The sequence below is a fragment of the Caulobacter sp. BP25 genome, from assembly GCF_002737755.1.
Classification (GTDB): domain Bacteria; phylum Pseudomonadota; class Alphaproteobacteria; order Caulobacterales; family Caulobacteraceae; genus Caulobacter.
Window position 1 is genome coordinate 228,485 of sequence record NZ_PEGH01000018.1, and the last position, 18,817, is coordinate 247,301.

The window sequence follows — 18,817 nt, forward strand, 5'->3', positions numbered from 1 at the left end:
GCTCTGTTTATAAATATAGGATGTCAATCCACAATTACATCAATCTTCCTGTGCTTCTGTCTTGAGCGATCCCGGGCATAGCATTGCTCTTCTGTGATCATTGCTGCGGCGATTGTTAGAAAATTTCCCCTACCAAACCCTATTCATTTGATGGGAATAGCATTCGTCCGCTCCAGTGGGTGGGCGTATGGCGGGAGCCGAGTTCTTCTTCGTCGGTGAAGGAGAATGGGGAGCGGCTCGCGCGTCGAGTTCTTGGAGGGGCTCTCATGAACATAAACAACCGCAAGCTCGTGCTTGCGACCACGGCGCTATGCGCCGCCAGCTTCGCCGCCCATGCTTGGGCGCAACAGGCTGAACCGGCGCCATCGGTGTCCGCCGTGACAGAGGTAGAGGCGGTGGTCGTTGTCGGCTCGCAGATCAAGGGAGCCAAGGTCAACGCCGCCCTGCCGGTCACGCTAATCGGCGAAGACCAGATCCAGGCGTCCGGTGCAGTGTCGGGCGATGACCTGTTCCGCACCATCCCGCAGATGGGCGATGTGAATTTCAATGCGCAGTACACGCCCGGCAGCAGCAACAGCGCGCGCGGCGACGTCGGTTCAGTGAACTTGCGCAACCTTGGCATCGGCAACACGCTGGTGCTGCTGAACGGCCGCCGGGTTGTCACGCACCCGACCAGCCAGGCCAACGACAACCTCGTGCCGGTCCTGACCTACAACAGCAACGCCATTCCAGTGACGGGCCTCAAGCGCATGGAAGTGCTGCGCGACGGCGCGGCGGCCATCTACGGCGCCGATGCGGTGGCCGGGGTCGTCAACACGGTGCTGCGCGACGACATCGACGGCATCACCGCCTCGATCCAGTACGGGACGGCCGAAGGCACGAACCTGCAGGACTATAATTTCAACGTCTTTGGCGGAAAGAACTTCGCCGAAGGCCGCGGCAACATCAGCGCCTTCGTCTCGTATGACGCCCGCTCGCACCTGCGCTCCAAGGACCAGGCCTACACGGCCTCACTGGACCGTCGCCCGCTGTTCGCCGGCACGCGCTTCGACGGCGCCACCAGCCTGGATGGCCGCAGCACCACCACGCCCTGGGTCTACGCCCAGACCCCCCAGAGCTTCGGCACGGTGCGTCAGGGTACGACGGCCCTGACCAGCAGCGCGGGCTACTTCCACATCCAGCCGTCCAGCTTCTCGGGCTGCCAGCTCAACATCAGCGGCGGTCTCTGCATCGACGACGGAGCGCTGGCGACCGCGGGCGTCGATCGCGACCTGCGCTTTGACTCCTATGCGTTGAACACGACCGTCATTCCGTCGGTGAAGCGCTCGAACGTCTTCCTGACTGGTCACTACGACCTGACCGACGACATCACCGTCTTTGGCGAGCTTGGCTTCTATCACGCCAAGACCAACGCCCAGCAGGCGCCGATCGCGACCTTGTCGTCGGGCGTGATCTCGATCCCGGCCAGCAACTACTGGAACCCCTTCGGTCCGGTGACCTTCGCGAACGGCGCCGCCAACCCCAACCGCCTGCCCAACCTCAATATCCCGGCCGCCGGCCTGTCGCTGACCTTGCGCGGCTACACCTTCGCCGACCTCGGCCCGACGGAAGTGGACGTCACCAACGACCAGTACCGCGTGCTGGGCGGCGTTCGCGGCGAGAAGTTCGGTTTCGACTGGGAGTCGGCGTTCATCTATTCGGAGGCCACGGCCGACGACATCAGCGACAACGTCTCCAACACCAAGCTCTACGCTCAGCTCGCCCTGTCGACGCCCGACGCCTACAACGTCTTCAACGGCTCGAACATCAGCAGCCCCAGCGGCGCGGACACGACCGTCAACAGCCAGGCGGCGATCGACGCCATCAAGGTCAAGGTCAAGCGCCGCACCAAGAGCACCCTGGCCTCCTGGGACTTCAAGGTCTCCAAGCCTGATCTCTTTACGCTGCCCGGCGGCGACGTCGGCATGGCCTCGGGCGTGGAGCTGCGGCGCGAGACCCAGCTCGACGACCGTGACAGCCGCATCGACGGCACGACCACCTTCACCGATCCGATTAGCAGGGCGGTGCTGAGCGACCTGATCAACTCCAGCATCAATCCCGACACCAAGGGCCACCGTACGGTCGCCTCGACCTATCTCGAGTTCGCCGCGCCGCTGGTGTCGCCCGAGATGTCTATCCCGCTGGTCCATCGCCTGGACGTCCAGCTAGCTGGCCGCTACGAGCACTACAGCGACTTCGGCAGCACCGCCAAGCCTAAGGTCGCCGCCGCCTGGGACCTGGTCGATGGCGTCAGGGTCCGCGGCTCCTGGGCGCAAGGCTTCCGTGCTCCGAACCTGGAGCAGATCAACGCGACCGTCGTGTCGCGCTCCAACACCCGCACGGACTATGTCTTCTGCGAGGCCGATCTGCGGGCCAAGCGCATCACGGCCTTCTCCTCGTGCTCGCGCTCGCTGCTGACCACGGCGCGGCGGGCCGGCAATCCGGACCTCGATCCTGAGGAATCGACCACCCTGTCCTACGGCCTGGTGCTGGAGCCTCGGTTCATCCCATCCAACTTCGGCAAGTTCACCTTCACGGTCGACTATTGGAAGGTGAAGCAGAAAGGCCTGATCGGCGTGTTCGGCGAGGGCAACGCCCTCATCCTGGACTACCTGCTGCGCCAGTCGGGCTCGAGCAACCCGAACGTCATCCGCGCCGCGCCAACGGCTGATGACGTCGCCGCCTTTGCCGGTACGGGTCTCACCGCCGCCGGTCAGGTGCTGTACGTCAACGACAAGTACACCAACCTTCAGCCGCAGGATGTCGAAGGGTTGGACCTGGGCCTGATGTGGCGGCTCAACACCGACCGCTTCGGCGACTTCGACCTCAGCCTGAACGCCGCCCATCTGATCAAGTACTATCAGTCGCCCTCGCCGGGCATCGCCGAGCTGCTGAAGGCTCGGAACGAAGGCAAGATCAACGCTGGCACCACGATCACCGGCGGCGGCAGCCTGCTGAACCAGAACGGCAAGCCCGAGTGGAAGGGCTCGGCCTCGCTGACCTGGCGCTACAAGCAGCTGACCGTGGGCGGATTCACCCAGTACATCGGCGGCTACGACGATACCGACCTGATCGACTCCGCGGGCGTGCCCTGGGCCGTCGACTCGCAGCTGACCGCCAACCTCTACGGCCAGTACGACTTCACCGAGGCGGCCACCACGCTGCGTCTGGGCGTGCGCAACATCACCGACAAGGACCCGCCGCTCAGCTCGACGGGCTATGACGGAACGGTCTACGCGCCGTACGCGCGCTATTGGTACTTCAGCATCAAGAAGCAGTTCTAGTCAGGGGGGCGGACGACGTGATGACAAGGCTCAGCGCCGGCAAGGCGCGTTGGTGGGTTTCGGGCGCGGTGATCGCGCTGGGCCTCGCCGCCGCGCCTGCGGCCTTCTCGGCTCCGGGGACGCGCGCGTCTGCTGCGTCGTCCGCCTCTTCCCAAGCCCTGCTGCCGGTCAAGACCGACACGGCCAAGGGCGCTGTGCTCCTCACCCTGCCGGCGCCCGCCGCCGACGGGGTGTCGGGACGCTACCTCTATCAACCCAGCCTCAGCGGCGGTCTTGGCTCGACCCCGGTCGGGCTAGACCGCGCCGCATCGGGCGACACCCAGGTGCTGGTCTTCCGGCGCGTGGGCAAGAAGGTTCTGATCGCATTCGAGAACTATGGCTTCCGCGCCGTTGACGGCGGGGCCGAGGAGGTGCGCACCGTCCAGGACAGCTTCCCCGCCTCGGTGGTCTGGTCGGGCGACGTCGTCGCCGATACGCCCGATGGCGGCTTCACGGTCGATATCGCTTCCTTCCTGCTGCGCGACGCGTTCGACATCACCAGCGCCCTCAAGCGCGGCAAGCAGGGCGCGTTCAAGGCCGCCGCCAACCTCAGCTATGTCGACCTGAGCGCGGTCGGCGTCTTCCCCGACAATCTCGAGTTCGAGACGCGCCAGACCTTCACGGCCGACGAGCCGGGTCCCGAGGTCAACGGCATCGTTCCGGACGCTCGCGCGGTGACCTTCGGGGTCCACCACAGCTTCATCCGCCTGCCGGGCCCTGGCTTCGTCTCGCGCGCCCACGATCCGCGCACTGGCACCTCGGCCCAGGTGCTGTTCGCGGACTACGCCGCGCCGCTCGACCAGCCGACGGTCCAGCGGCTGGTCCGCCGCTTCCGCCTGGAAAAGACTGACCCAGGCGCGGCGCGCTCGCGGGTCAAGAAGCCGATCGTGTTCTATGTCGACCGGGGGGCGCCTGAGCCGATGCGCGGCGCCCTGATCGAGGGCGGTCGTTGGTGGGCCAAGGCCTTCGAAGATGCTGGCTTCATCGACGCCTTCCGCGTGGAGGCACTGCCCGAGGGCGTCGATCCGATGGACGCGCGCTACAATGTGGTCAACTGGATCCATCGCCAGACGCGCGGCTGGTCGACCGGCACGACGGTTGTTGATCCGCGCACCGGCGAGATCGTGCGCGGCGTGGTTCAGCTGGGCTCGCTTCGGGTGCGCCAGGATCGGATGATCTTCGAGGGCTTGGTCGGGGCCGACAAGACGGGCAAGGGCGGTCCGAACGACCCGATCAACGTCTCGCTCGCCCGGATTCGGCAGCTGTCAGTCCACGAGATCGGCCACGCGCTGGGCCTGTCCCACAACTTCGCCGCCAGCACCTATGGCCGCGCCTCGGTGATGGACTACCCGGCGCCAGCGGTGAAGATCGAAGGCGATCGCCTGGACCTCTCGGACGCCTACGCCAAAGGTGTCGGAGCCTGGGATCGTTTCGCGATCAACTGGCTCTATTCCGAGGGCGCGCCAGGCTCAAACGAAGCCGCACGCCTGGACCGGCTGGCGCGTGACGCCCAGGCCAAGGGCATGCGCTTCGTCACCGACGCCGACTCGCGCGGGGGGGCGACGGGGCAGCCCTATGGCGCCCTCTGGGACAATGGTCCCGATGCGGTCGCCGAGCTGGACCACGTGCTGGCTGTGCGCCGGCTGGCGCTCAGCCGCTTTGGTCTCGCCAACTTGCCCAAGGGCGCGCCGGCGGCGGACCTGAAGCGCGTGCTGGTCCCCATCTATCTGTTCCACCGCTACCAGGTCGAGGCGGCGGTCAAGCTGGTGGGCGGGGTGGACTACGCCTACGCCGTGCGGGGCGACGGCCACGAGGTGGCGACGGTTACGCCGGCGGTGAGCCAGCGGCGGGCGCTGGAGGCGCTGCTCAAGACCACCGATCCGGCGACGCTGGATCTGCCCGACGGCCTTCTGGCGCTGCTGTCCTCAGGCCAGTCCGGCGCCCGCGACAAGGCCTACGAGATCGAGATCTTTCCGACCGCTGGATCGTCGGTGTTCGACCTGCCCACAACAGCCGAAATGGCGGCGGACCAGACAGTGTCGCTGCTGCTCAACCCGGCGCGCCTGAACCGAGTGGTCGAGCAGAACCGGCGAGACCCAGCCCAGCTGGACGTCGCCGAGCTGACCAATCGCCTGCTTGCCAGCGTCGCGCCCGGCGGCGCGCAGGCCGACGGCCGCCTTGGCGACCTGCGGCGGCGGATCCGGGCCCGGATCGTCGGCAATCTGGTCGACGTGCTCAGCGACAAGGCGCTGTCGCCCACGGCGGCCGCTCAGATTGACGGCGCCCTGCGCGCCTTCGCCAAGACTCTGGCGGACTATCAAGGGCGCGGCGCGGAGGCCGATCAGGCCTCCATGCTGTCTCGCGCGCTGCTCAGCGACGATCCCGCCGCGCGCCAAGCCCTGGCCGCGCCCCGGTCGGGCGCTGTCGAGACCCTGCCGCCCGGCATGCCGATCGGTGGCGAGGACTGCTGGTTCTGCGCCCCGGGCTCGAACTTGTGATGCGTACCCCAGAAGGAAAGCCGCCCATGACCGCTCCCCTCTCGCCGCTAGTGGCCCTATCCCGACGGGCGCTGATCGTGAGCCTCGCGGCCGGCGCGCTGCTGCCGTTCGGCGCCCAGGCCGCGCCGTCTACCCTGGCGATCGTCAACGCTCAGATCTTCGACGGCGTCGGCGCCGCGCCCTATAAGGGCGCGCTGGTGATCCAGGACGGGCGCATCGCCGAGATCGGTCCGAATGTCCGCCCGCCAAAGGGCGCCCAGGTGATCGACGCCAAGGGCGAAGCTCTGCTGCCGGGCTTCTTCGACGTCCACACCCACTGGACCCCGGCCGGCGCGCCCGCCATCACCCCGAAGATCGCCGACGCCTATGTCGCGACGGGCGTCACGACGGTGAACGATTTCCACCAGCAGCCGGAGTCGTTCGCGCCACGCCGCCAGTGGCTCTCGACCCTGACCGCGCCGCACGTCAACTTCGTCGCCCGGATCAGCACGCCGGGCGGCCACGGCGCCGACTGGGCCGACGAAGCGACCACCCGCTGGGTCGACACGCCCGAAAGCGCCCGCGCGGCGGTGGAGGGTCTGGCGCCGTACAAGCCCGACGCGGTCAAGGCCTTCACCGACGGCTGGCGCTATGGCTCGGCCCCGGACAACACCAGCATGGACGGCTGGACGCTGAAGGCCCTGACCGAGGCGGCGCACAAGCAGAACCTCAAGGTCCTGTCGCACACCGTGACGTCCGACCGCGGCGGCGTGGCGGCGGACTCCGGCGTGGACATCATCGCCCACAGTCTGCAGGACAGGCCGGTCGACGCCGAGACTGTCGCCAAGCTGAAGGCCAACGGCACCTTCTACGCGCCGACCCTGGCGGTCTACGAGCCGGTCAAGCCGGGCCAGAAGCCCCCGGCCGACCCCGACAGCCCCCGCGCCAAGCAGGCCGCGCGCAAGTTCGGCTACGCCCTGGCCAATGTGAAAACGCTGAAGGACGCCGGGGTCCCGATCGCGCTCGGCACCGATGCTGGCATGCCAGGCACGGTCCATGGCGCCTCGACCCTGCGCGAGATGGAGCTGCTGGTGCAGGCGGGGCTGACGCCGTCCGAAGCCCTGATCGCCGGTACCGCCACCAGCGCGCGCGCCATGAACCTGCTGGCCGATCGCGGCACACTGGAGAAGGGCAAGCGCGCCGACCTCGTGCTGATTGCTGGGACGCCCTGGACCCGCATCGAGGACGTCCGCAAGGTCGACCGGGTGTTCATCGACGGAAAACTGGTCTTCGGTCAGGGCGCGGTCCGCTCGCCGGCCAATGACAAGCCGACCCTGCCAGCCTTGAAGGCCACGGCGCTGATCGACGACTTCCAGGGCGCTTACGGACGCACCAGCCTCGACACCCTGCGCCTCAACGACTTCGACGGCGGCCGCGACCGCAGCCTGGAAGTCTCGCAGGTGCTAGACAAGGGCGATGGCGACCTTGTGCTCAGCGTCGCCGCCAAGATGGCGATCAAGGCCGAGCCGGACGCTGGCGTTCTGCTACCGCTGAGCCGGGGCTCGGTACAGCCGGTCGACGCCACCGCCTTCAAGGGCGTGAGCTTCGATATCCGCGGTGATGGCGGCCCCTATGTGGTGACTATCAACACCGTCTCGGGCCCCTGGACCGCCAAGGTCACGGGCCAGCCGACCTGGGCTAAGGTCACCGTGCCGTTTTCGGCCTTCGCCCGCGCGGGCAGGGGCGAGGGCGCGTGGACGGGCGCGGATCTGCTTGAGGTCGGCGTCGGCGGCTCGCGCCCGGCCGGCCGCAAGCTGTGGTTCGAGCTGGACGATGTGACCTTCTACTAGGCCGGTGGCGCGGGGCGGTCCGTCCGTCCGGGCGCGCGCTCGCCTTCTCGCTAGGCAGGAAAGAAAACGCCGCCCCAGGACCCTGGGGCGGCGCCGGTCTAGGCAAGGGAAGGAGGAGGAGCGCCTAGAAGTTATAACGGAGGCCGACGATGAACTGGCGGCCGCTGTGGGTGTAAACGTTCAACCGGTTGCTATCGCCGACGTACTGGTCGTTGAACTCGTCGGTCAGGTTCACCCCTTCGATCGAGAGCTTCAGGTTGTCGCGGATGTTCCAGCTGGCCTGCATGTCGACGTTCAAGGTCTCGTTGGTGCCCTGAATGGTGTTGCCGTCGCTGCCGGGAACCTGGGTCAGATAGCCGTCGCGATAGGCCAGCGAGCCGCGCACGCTCCACTTCGGTGTTTCGTAGTAGAGCGTCAGGTTGGCGGCGTTCTTCGACAGACCGACCAAGGTGGCGTTCACCGTCGGCGCGCCCGCGGTGGTCGACGTGAGATATTCGATCTTGGAGTCGACATAGGTGTAGTTGGCGATCATGCCGAACTGGCTCAGCCAGCCCGGCAGGAAGGTGAAGGGTTGCTGGATGTTCAGCTCGAAGCCCTTCAGGTCGCCGCCGTCCGAGTTGACCGGCTGGGTGACTTGAAACACCTGATCGGGCGTCGCGCCGGTGCCGGTCAGCAAGGAGTCTGGCAGTCCCAGCGTGCTGTAGACGGCTTCGCGGCGTAGCGTCGCGACGAAGGTGTCGATCCGCTTGAAGAAGAAGCCTGCCGCCAGCATCGTGCCTGAAGCCGGGTACCATTCCAGCGACACGTCCAGGTTCTTGGACTGGGTCGGCTTCAGGAAGGGGTTGCCCGAGCTGTAGTTGCGGTTGGCGCCCTGCACCGAGACGTCGCCGCCGGGCGACAGCGAGCCGATGCCCGGACGGGCGATGGTCTTGGCGGCGCTCAAGCGCGCCACGAAGGTGTCGGTGACGTCGGCGGCGAGGTTGAACGACGGCAGGGTCAGGTCGTAGTCGCGCTTGACCTCGACCCGCTGGATCGAGCCCGACACGGCGGCGTAGCCCGCCGACTCCTGCTGGGTGTGGACCCGGCGTACGCCCGCGTCGCCCCGGAAGGGCAGACCGAAGGCCTCGAAGCGGAAGTCGGCCTGGACGTAGGCGCCGGTGTCCTGCTCCTCGACCGCGCCGTACTGGCCGCGCGCCGAGCTGTTGTTGGTGTTGGTCAGGGCGTAGATGCCGGTGTTGCTGTAGATGTTCAGCAGGGCGGCGTACTTGTCGATGTCCGGAACCAGCCAGGCGGTGAAGTTGCCCGCTGGCAGGTTCATCCCCTTGCCAAAGCCGCTGAACACCTTGGAGACCGAGGCCAGCTCGGCCGCCGTCAGGGTCTGGCTGACCGTCTCGCTGGTCCGGTACTGGCCATAGCTGTCGTACTCGAACTTGCGCCAGTCGACGCCGGCCTTGATCTTGATGTTCTCGTTGGCGTCCCACTCGCCATAGATCTTGGCGGTCGAGAACTGGTTCTCGACGAACTGCGGGCGGATTCGGACTTCCGACGTGCCGTTGATGGCCGACCAGTTGGCCGGATCGGTCGGGTCGAAGCCCAGAAGGATCTGCGGCGCGCGGCCCTTTCGGAAATCGTACTGGTAGTTGGCGCTGTTGGCCCGGTCGAAGGTGACGATCGTCGAGACCGGCTGAGTGAACGTCGAGTCCGCGTAGCCCGCCAGCGCGCCGATCACCAGGCGGTCGCCGATGTTGCGCTTGGCCGACAGGGTGAACTGCTTGAACTCGGTGTTCAGCTCGTCATAGGCCGACTGGGTGCGCAGATCGACATTGTCCATCCGCGCGTAGACGAGGTTCCCGTTCTCCACGACGCCGTCGCGGATGATCGTCTGCGGCTTGCCAACGCCCGAGCGCGACAGGCCGATGGCCTGAAGCTGGGCCTCTTTCCGGATGCCGTGCAGATAGGCGTACAGCGTGTCGAGCGTGATCTCAGTGTCGGCGTCGGGCTTGAACTGCAGCGAACCCGTCAGGCCCAGGCGCTTGTTGTTGATATCGTAGCTGACATACGCCGGAATGCGCGGGGCGAAGATGCCGGTCGTCGGGTCGGTGTTGTTGATCTGGGCGATCGTGTAGCCCGGAACCGTCGAGGCGGCGTTGAAGCCCCCGTTGGAGCCGCCATAGGTCCAGCGCGTGATGTTGGCGCCTTCTTCCTTCAGGCGGCGCTCTTCGTAGGCGGCCGAGAGCAGCACGCCCAGCTTGCCGTCAAAGAAGGTGCGGCTGGCCAGGGCCGAAACGCGCGGCGTGGTCTTCTCGGAAAGATCATTGTAGCTGCCTCCGACCGACAACACGAGCTGGGGCTTACGCGTGTCGAAGGCGCGCGAGGTAGTCAGGTCGACGGTCGCGCCCAGCGAGCCTTCCTCGACATCGGCCGAGGCGGTCTTGCGCACCGCGATGCTGTTGAAGAGATCCGAGGCGAAGACGTTGAAGTCGAAACCGCGGCCGCGGTTGGTGCCGCCGCTGTTGGCCGTGCCGCCGGTCGTGGAAATGGCCTCCATGCCGTTGATACGGACGCGGGTGTATTCCGAGCCCAGGCCTCGGACGGTGATCTGGCGGCCTTCGCCGTTGATCCGCGAAATCGAGACACCCGGAATGCGCTGCAAGGATTCTGCGAGGTTCAGGTCGGGGAACTGGGCGACGTCCTCGGCCTTGATGGCGTCCACGACGCCGGTCTCGTTGCGCTTAAGATTCATTGCGCTTTGCAGGCTGGCGCGGAAGCCGGTCACGACGATGGCCTCGACCTCATCCGTGGCTTGAGCCGGGGCGGCGTCCTGCGCGACGGCCGTGCTGGCCAGCGTCAGGGCCAGGGTCGAGGCGCTCAGCGCCAGGACGGCGCGCACGACGGGTTTGTGGTTGGTCGACATGTTCCCTCCCAGCGCCCGCGAGTTCGGGCGTGCTTTGTGTCGAAGGCGGTTCGACCGCCTTCTTCTTTGGCGTCAGGATAGGAATGGCTTTTCTTCGAGGGCCAATCTCAATCGGGTATGGACCAATGCGCGTTCAGCACGGATCGAGCCAAGGCTGGAGCCCATCAGGCCAATGTAGATCTATTTTCCCGACTCTTTTCGGACTGCGCGCTAGTTGCGCCGCCAAAAAAAGGCGAGGTTCGATGCCAAAGCCGCCTCGATCCATGTCGCCTGTGGATCGGTCCATAGGCGAATTGACTTAGACCTTCCCGCCGGACGCCTCTAGCGTCGCCATCCTAACGCCGACGGTAGATCGGTTTGGGCAAGGGAAGGGACGCGTATGGCGGACTCCATCAAGCGCACGCGGGTGCGCTGGCTGATCATCACGGTTCTCTTCATCATCACGACGATCAATTACGCTGATCGCGCGACGTTCTCGATCGCCGGACAGTCGGCGTCGAAAGAGCTGGGCCTCGATCCGGTGGCGATGGGCTACATCATGTCGGCCTTCGCCTGGGCCTATGTTCTGGGACAGGTTCCTGGCGGCGCGCTGCTGGACCGTTTTGGCTCCAAGACGATCTATCTGATCTCGCTGGTGGTCTGGTCTCTGTTCACCGCTCTCCAAGGACTGGCCGGATTCTTCACGGGCCTAGCGGCGGCCGTCATGTTCTTCGCCATGCGTTTCGCGGTGGGTCTGGGCGAGTCACCGTCCTTCCCGGCCAACGCCCGCATCGTCGCGGCCTGGTTCCCCGGGGCGGAGCGGGGGACCGCTTCGGCGATCTTCAACTCGGCCCAGTACTTTTCGCTGGTCGCCTTCGCGCCGCTGATGGGGTGGCTGGCCCACACTTTCGGTTGGCGGTCGGTGTTCTGGGTGATGGGCGCCGTGGGGCTGATTGCGGCCCTGTTCTTCGCCAAGCTTATCCACAGCCCAACCACCCACCCCTGGATCAACAAGGCCGAGTTCGATCACATCGAAGCCGGCGGTGGCCTGGTGCGGATGGAGGAGGCCTCCGCGTCGAACGGCGCGGCCTTCACCTGGACGAACGTCAAGCAGGTGCTGTCCAGCCGGATGCTGCTGGGCGTGTATCTGGGCCAGTACTGCATCAATGTGCTGACCTATTTCTTCGTCACCTGGTTCCCGATCTATCTGGTCAAGGCGCGGGGCATGTCGATCATGGAGGCGGGCTTCACCGCCGCCGCGCCGGCCCTGGCCGGCTTCGTGGGCGGCGTGGCCGGCGGGGTGATCTCCGACCACCTGCTCAAGCGGACCGGATCTCTCGACATCGCCCGCAAGACGCCGCTGTTGCTGGGCATGATCCTGGCGACCAGCATCATCGCCTGCGTGTGGATAGAGCAGGAGTGGCTGGTCGTGGTGGTCATGGCCCTGGCCTTCTTCGGCAAAGGCGTGGCCTCGCTGGGCTGGGCTGTCGTATCCGACACCTCGCCCAAGGAGATGGCGGGCGTGACGGGCGGGGTTTTCAACACCTTCGGCAACACGGCGGGCATCGTAACCCCGATCGTCATTGGCTACATCGTCAAGGCGACCGGCTCGTTCGACGGGGCGCTGATCTTCGTCGGCGTCCACTGCGTGATCACCATCCTGGCCTACTTCCTGATCGTCGGGAAAATCCAGCGCCTGGAACTGAAGGCCGCGTGAGCGATATGACGACCCGACGTTCCATCCTGGTCGGCGCCTCTGCCCTGGCGTTCGCCGCCCTGGCGCGCGAGGCCAAGGCGGCGCCCATCCCCATGGTCGCGACACCCATGGCGCCGCCGGAATGGGCGTTGCTTCAGAGAGAGCTGCTCAAGGCCAACGAGGAGGCCTGCGCCGCCTTCTTCGATCGGTATTTCGACGACCGGGGCTATCTGCGGGCGGTGGCGCGCTGGGGCGCCAATGACGGGCCCGATGACGCCATCGAGAACGTCAATGACTGGCCGACCCTGCATGCGTTGGGGGCGGGTGACCAAGTCCTGGCCATGGCCAAGAAGGCCTTCGAAGGCAATGTCGCGCAGTATACGGAAGCCCGGACCAAGGAAGTGCCCTTCGCTCGGGAAGGCATGTACTTCCGCGAATTCCCGGTCATGACCGACTGGCAGCACCTGTCGGAGGGGCTGTCCGTGTTCAATCTGCTGGGCCTTTCGGACCCTTATGACCCCCGTTATCGCGATCGGGTGAAGCGCTTTTCGGGCTTCTACACCGGCGTGGACCCATCAGTTCCGAACTACGATCCCAAACTGAAGATCATCCGCAGCATGATCACCGGTAGCAAGGGGCCGATGCTGCGACAGGCCACGCCGCTCGACTGGGCGGGCGATCGCTTCGATCCAACCCACTTCTTCATGGAGCACGGCGAGAGCACCTACGAGGAAACGCTGCGCCATTACGACGACTATGGCGACGTGGTTGGCGACTCACCGCTGAACCTGCAGGCTACCAGCCTGGTCATGAACGCCTTCATGCTGGACCAGGAGCCGAAGTACCGCGACTGGATCGTGTCCTATGTCGACGCCTGGATCGACCGGGCGCGCGCCAATAGCGATATCCTTCCCAGCAAGATCGGGCTCGACGGCAGGGTCGGCGGACCCAAGGGGCAATGGTGGAGCGGAACCTACGGTTGGGGCTTCAGCCCCGTGGCGCCGCACACGGGCAAGCGTGAGGACCGCAACCGCGTGCCGCGCGCCGTGGTCGGCTTCCTCAACGCCTATTTGCTGACCGGCGACGACAAGTACCTGGACGTCTGGCGTCGCCAGAACGACGTGATCAACGCCCAGAAGAAAATCGTCGACGGCAAGGTCATGACTCCACGGATGTACGGCCCGAAGGGCTGGTACAGCTATGCGCCCGGCGAGTACCGCCTGAACGGCCTCGAGATCTGGTACATGTCGCAGAAGGCTAGCGACCGTGCCCGCGCCGCCGATCATCCCTGGGTCTCGTATCTAGAAGGCAAGGACCCCGGCTATCCGGTCAAGGCGCTCCGCGCGGACCTCGAAAGGGTGCGGGCCAGAGCTCAAGCCCAGCGCGACGACAAGACGACCGCCGACACCCGCCTGGCCGACGCGACGCTGAACATCAACCCCGCCAGCGTGACGGCCCTGATCCAGCTGATGGAGGGCGGCATCCACATCGCTCGGCCGCCCTGGTCGCCGAGCTCTCCGTCCCAGGGCGGAGCGCTCCGCTACGCGCGCTTGCGCTGGTTCGACCCAGAACGCCGCCGCGCGGGCATGCCGCCGGATGTCGCCGCGCTGGTCGAGACGCTGTCGGACGACGAGACGATTGTGACGCTGGTCAATACCAACCAGGTCGCCTCCAGGACCGTGACCGCGCAGGGCGGGGCTTATGGCGAGCACCAGATCCTCAGCGCCGCGATTGGCGACGACCTGCCCTCGGCCGTGAACGGCTCGGCCTATACGCTGCGGCTCGCGCCGGGCGCCGGCGCGCGACTGACCCTCCGAATGAAGCGCCACGCCAACCCGCCGACCTTGAGCTTCCCCTGGGATAGGCCTTAAGTCCCTTCTTTCAGAAAGGGCGCGACCGAAAACAGCTCGCGCTCTTCCCGACGCGGATCGTCGACCATCGTCGAGGTCTCATTGATCACCAGAGTCGGCCGTTGGGGCAGGGTGTACTTCTCCCAGCTCGGGATCGCCGCGCAGTTCGGGTCGCCCGTGCGCGCGAAGCTGACGAAGGCCGCGCTCATCTGGTCGCGCACCCTCTGGGCCGCCGGCCCCGTACCTGTCATCGAGCCCTTGGCGGCCAGCGTGCCGAACACCAGGGCGATGTCGTAGCTGTGATAGGCGCCCATCCTCGGGTCGGTCTGGGCGCCGAAGTCCAATTGATACATCCAGGCCGGCGCGCCGATCTGGGCTCGCCGCTCCGCCTGGATCAGATGCCCCGGCCAGGACCGCCCGGCCGTCGTCGCGGCGAAGAATACGTCCGAGGGGCTGTAGTCCGGATAGAGCTCGCGATAGCGGGCGATGATGTGCTCTGGCGCGAGGTCGAGGACCAGTTCGTTCTCCATCCGGCTGGGCAACTCTTCCCAGGTGAGAGCGAAATTCCTCGGATCGCCCCCCAGGAACGCCTTGGTCTCGTCGTGGGTGTTGCCGATGATCATCGGGATGTGGCCGCTTCCGCGCGGCGCGTCCGGATAGAAGGGGTGGCGCTTCAGCACACGGTGATCCAGCACCGACCAGAAGATGATCCCGCCCTTGCGCTCCAGCGGATCGCGCATCTTTAGCGCCTCGACCAGCTGGCCGGCGGGAAGCGTTTTCAGCGCTTCGGTCTGATCGGGCTTGAGGCCCAGCTTTTCCATGAAGGCGCGGGCGCGGAGCGTGGCGTGGATCGGTCCCATGGCGGTGACGTGCTGGCCGCTCATGGTCGCGACCTTGTGGTAGAGGCCCGCCGCTTGAGGCATGGCCATCAGAGTCACCAGCTTGGCGCCGCCACCCGACTGCCCGAATGTCATGACATTGCCGGGATCCCCGCCGAAGGCCGCGATGTTGTCACGCACCCATTGCAGGGCCAGGATCAGGTCGAGGTTCCCGACATTGCCGCTGTCGGCCAGGTTCTGCCCGCCCAGCCGCGCCAGATAGGCGTAGCCGAAGCAGTTCAGGCGGTGGTTCACCGTCACCACCACGACGTCATGGGTCCTGGCGAGCCACGTCCCGTCGTAAAGCGGGCTGGATCCCGAGCCGTTGGCGTGGGCCCCGCCATGAACATAGACCATCACCGGCCGCGCCCGGCCGTCCGCCAGGCCTGGTGTCCAGACGTTCAGGAACAGGCAGTCCTCGCTGGTCGGCTCATCGGCCTTCAGTTGCGGCGACGCCGGGCCGTAGGCGAGGGCGTCGACAACGCCCTTCCAGGGCTGGGCGGGCTGCGCCGGTTGAAAGCGCCGTGCGCTGGTGTCGGCTCCATAGCGCACGCCCTTGAAGACCTTGATCCCGTCGACATCCGCGCCGCGCACTCTGCCCGCCGTCGTGGTCGTGACGGGCGCCGCGCGACCGCTGGCGTTGACGCGAGGGGCGGCGGCCAAGGCCGCAGTTCCCGCCAGAACGGCGCGACGATCCATGCGCACGAAGTCTCTCCCGGTTTTCTCGTTGGGCGTCTTGCCCCGCGCGGAGAGACGGCGCGCCTCAGCGCGGGGCCTGTTCCGTCGGCGAGGACTCGGCCAGGCAAAGGTCTATGAAGGTCTGCAGGATCGGGCTCTCGTTGTCCTTGCGCCAGGCCATGTAGAGCTCGACCGGCCGATCAGGCGTGGTCTCTATCGGACGAAACTGCACGTCGTCGAAGTGCAGGCTCATGGCCGCCTCCGGCACGATCGCAGCGCCCAGGCCGGCATGGACAAGCGCCAACATCGAATGGATCTGCGTGACATGCTGGACGTAGTTCGGGGTTACGCCATGGGCGTCGAATAGGGTTGTCAGCATGTTGTAGAAGTAACCCGCGCCCTCGGGCGAATACATGATCAGGGGCTGGGCGTCGAAGTCCGCCAGAGTCAGCGAGGCCTTGGCCAGGCGGGTGTCTCCGGTCGGCAGGGCGGCGACCAGCGACTCCGACAGGACGCGGGCCGTGGCGAATTCCACCCGCTCCATGGGAGGGCGGACCAAGCCGATGTCTATGCGACCGGTCAGCAGAGCTTCGACCTGCTCGCGGGTGACCATCTCGCGCAGGGTGAGATCGGCGTTCGGCAGGCGCGCCTTGGACAGGATCACCAGTTGCGGCAGGAAGTTATAGCCTGAGGCGGCCGTGAAGCCGATGGCGATCTGCCCGGCCTCGCCGCTGGCGATCCGGCGCGTGGCCAGCGCCGCGCTTTCGGCGAGACGCAGTATGCGGCGCGCCTCCAGCAGGAAAGCGCGGCCGGCCGGTGTCAGGCGAACCGAACGGCTCGTCCGATCCAGCAGGGTCACGCCCAGAATCCGCTCCAGCAGCTGGACCTGCCGGCTCAGCGGCGGCTGGGTCATGTTCAGCCGCTGGGCGGCTCGGCCGAAGTGCAGTTCCTCGGCCGTGGCTACGAAGCAACGCAGCTGGCTCAGCTCGAACATCGGAAAACGCCCGTCCACGACCCCTTGAAGGCGTGAAGCTAGACGCTCGTTTGGTCCGATCGCCAGCGTCTTCTTGCCAGGGAGGGTCGCGAAGGTGTTCATGCCGTCCGCTGGACGCGGGCGATCAGGCCCCGCAGCTCTTCGAACTCCGTGAGGGTCAGGTCCGTCAGCGGCGGACGGACCGGGCCGGCGTCCCGGCCGATCGCCTTCATGCCCGCCTTGACGATCGAGACCGCATAACCCTTTCCACGGTTACGCAGAGCGATGTACGGCAGCACGAAGTCGCGCAGTCCGGCCATCACGGTGTCGCGATCTCGCGCCCGCACGGCCTTGTAGAATGTCAGGGCCCACTCGGGCAGGAAGTTGAAGATCGCCGAGGAATAGGTCGTCACGCCCATCTCCAGATAGGGCAGGGCGAAGGTCTCCGCTGTCGGCAGGCCGCCGATATAGGTCAGGCGGTCGCCCATCCGGGCATAGACCCGCATCATCAGCTCCAGATCGCCAACGCCGTCCTTGAAGCCGACGAGATTGGGGTTGCGATCACAGAGCTTCTCGAGCGTGTCCTCGTTGAGGATCGCATTGTCGCGGTTGTAGACGATGACGCCGAGCTTGGTGGACCGGCACACCGCCTCGATATGGCCCGCGAGGCCTTCCTGGGTGGCGTTGGTCAGGTATGGTGGCAGCAGCAGCACGCCGTCGGCGCCGGCGGCCTCTGCGTCGCGCGCCAGGTCCGTGGCGATGGCCGTACCATAGCCCACGCCGGCGATGACGGGGATCTTGCCGTTGGTCTCGGCGACTGCGGCGCGCACGACTTGGCCGACTTCCTCCGGGCGCAGCGAAAAGAATTCGCCAGTGCCGCCGGCGGCGAACAGACCCGCCAGATCGCGCTGAAGCATCCAGCCGCAGTGCTCGCGATACGGGGCTTCCTGGAACTGGTGGTTCGCATCGAAATGGGTGACGGGAAACGACAGCAGGCCGCCGCCGAGTTGGCGGGCCATTTCCATCGGCGACATGCGGCTCATCAAAGTCCTCTCCGAGCGGCGGCCGTCGTCTCGGGCTATCCCGGGAGGCCGCTTTTGATCGCCACGCTAGAGAGGCCCCGACCCGGGGTCTAAGCCAAAGGCGCTATCGACCGATGCGAGAATTGGCTTGATCCAGGCGCGCCCTGCGCCGCGGCCAATCACCGTCGAAGCCGGACGCCATAACGCGCCCTCCTTCGTCAAAGCGACCGGCGGAGCGCGGCGATCAGCCAAGCGACGCCGGCATCGGCCTCGCGGGAGGGATGCAGCTGGACCATCTGGCGCATCGGCGGGAACTCGAAGGGGAGTGGCGCGATCGCCAGGGGCAGGGACTGCACGCAGAGCTTGGCGAGCCGCTCGTGCATGAGCGCCAGTCGATGGGTGCCGACCAGGAGCCAGGGGACCATGGCGAACGCATGGGCGACCACCTCAACATTCCGCGCACGGCGCAGCTTGTTGAGGTGACGTTCCGCGAAGGCGACACGGCGCTCCCTGCCGATCGCCACCGCGACGTGGCCGGCGGCGAAATAAGCGTCTTCGTCCAAGCCCGTCTGGAACACGGGGTTTTCCGCCCAACCGACCACCACGTGGCGCTCCTCAAAGAGAAGCTCCGAGGGATAGTCGGGGGACAAGAATTCCTCGGGGTTGATGATGAGGTCCAGTTCGCCGGCGTCCAGCGCTTGCAAGACCGCCTCGGACGGCGGGAAGGTGTTGATCTTGACCCCCGGCGCCTCCTCATGGATTTCGCGCAGCAGCGGCGCGATCGCGACCATACAGAGATAGTCAGACACGCCGATCCGGAACATCCGTTCGGATTTGGCGGGATCGAATTCGGCCGTGGCGGAAACGAGGGCCTCGATCTCGGTCATGGCGCGATCGACCATCGGCCCTAGGCTCTGAGCGAAGGCGGTCGGGGCCATCCGGCGCCCATAGCTGACAAGCAGCGGGTCGTTGAAGTAGTCGCGCAGCCGCCCCAGACCCGCGCTCACCGCCGGCTGGCTCAGGTTCAGCCTACGCCCGGTTTCGGAGACGCTGCGGGTGGCCAGCAACGAGCTGAGCAGCACCAGAAGGTTCAAGTCGAGATTCTTGAATCGCATGAACCGCTCCCCGCCTACGGCTT

Annotated in this window: 10 protein-coding genes; 5 read left to right on the plus strand and 5 right to left on the minus strand. The window is 66.3% G+C overall.

Annotation, left to right across the window (positions count from 1 at the left end; genetic code table 11):
• Positions 1-266 precede the first annotated feature (266 nt).
• From CSW59_RS14980 to CSW59_RS14990, 3 genes are read left to right on the plus strand one after another with little or no spacing between them, the layout of a single operon-like run.
• Positions 267-3,323 carry a TonB-dependent receptor domain-containing protein gene (locus tag CSW59_RS14980; protein WP_099444795.1) on the plus strand — a complete coding sequence of 1,019 codons (3,057 nt, stop codon included), beginning with the start codon at positions 267-269 and terminating at the stop codon, positions 3,321-3,323.
• Between the two features lie 20 nt (positions 3,324-3,343).
• On the plus strand, positions 3,344-5,860 hold the full coding sequence (locus tag CSW59_RS14985) for a zinc-dependent metalloprotease (RefSeq protein ID WP_099444796.1): 2,517 nt from the start codon (positions 3,344-3,346) through the stop codon (positions 5,858-5,860).
• A gap of 26 nt (positions 5,861-5,886) precedes the next feature.
• Positions 5,887-7,689: an amidohydrolase family protein gene (locus CSW59_RS14990; protein WP_099444797.1), complete on the plus strand. Its 1,803-nt coding sequence runs from the start codon at positions 5,887-5,889 to the stop codon at positions 7,687-7,689.
• 124 nt (positions 7,690-7,813) lie between these two features.
• On the opposite strand, the gene CSW59_RS14995 is transcribed toward CSW59_RS14990, so the two are convergent.
• Complete coding sequence (locus CSW59_RS14995; protein ID WP_099444798.1) at positions 7,814-10,603, minus strand: TonB-dependent receptor; 2,790 nt, start codon at positions 10,601-10,603, stop codon at positions 7,814-7,816.
• Between the two features lie 379 nt (positions 10,604-10,982).
• Between CSW59_RS14995 and CSW59_RS15000 the strand changes: the two genes are divergently transcribed.
• On the plus strand, positions 10,983-12,299 hold the full coding sequence (locus CSW59_RS15000; RefSeq protein WP_099444799.1) for an MFS transporter: 1,317 nt from the start codon (positions 10,983-10,985) through the stop codon (positions 12,297-12,299).
• Positions 12,300-12,304: 5 nt separating this feature from the next.
• Positions 12,305-14,149 carry a hypothetical protein gene (locus CSW59_RS15005; protein ID WP_099444800.1) on the plus strand — a complete coding sequence of 615 codons (1,845 nt, stop codon included), beginning with the start codon at positions 12,305-12,307 and terminating at the stop codon, positions 14,147-14,149.
• Here CSW59_RS15005 and CSW59_RS15010 read toward each other — a convergent pair.
• From CSW59_RS15010 to CSW59_RS15025, 4 genes are all read right to left on the minus strand, one after another.
• A complete protein-coding gene (locus tag CSW59_RS15010) occupies positions 14,146-15,705 on the minus strand; it encodes a carboxylesterase/lipase family protein (protein ID WP_099444801.1) in 1,560 nt (519 codons plus the stop codon). The genes CSW59_RS15005 and CSW59_RS15010 overlap by 4 nt on opposite strands.
• A gap of 64 nt (positions 15,706-15,769) precedes the next feature.
• The gene (locus tag CSW59_RS15015; protein ID WP_099445263.1) at positions 15,770-16,678 is read right to left on the minus strand and encodes a LysR substrate-binding domain-containing protein; all 909 of its coding nucleotides are present in this window, start codon (positions 16,676-16,678) and stop codon (positions 15,770-15,772) included.
• Between the two features lie 98 nt (positions 16,679-16,776).
• A complete protein-coding gene (kdgD, locus tag CSW59_RS15020) occupies positions 16,777-17,700 on the minus strand; it encodes a 5-dehydro-4-deoxyglucarate dehydratase (protein WP_201722815.1) in 924 nt (307 codons plus the stop codon).
• A gap of 197 nt (positions 17,701-17,897) precedes the next feature.
• Entirely contained in the window at positions 17,898-18,794 is an 897-nt protein-coding gene (locus tag CSW59_RS15025; RefSeq protein WP_099444802.1) for a LysR family transcriptional regulator, read from the minus strand.
• Between the last annotated feature and the right edge of the window lie 23 nt (positions 18,795-18,817).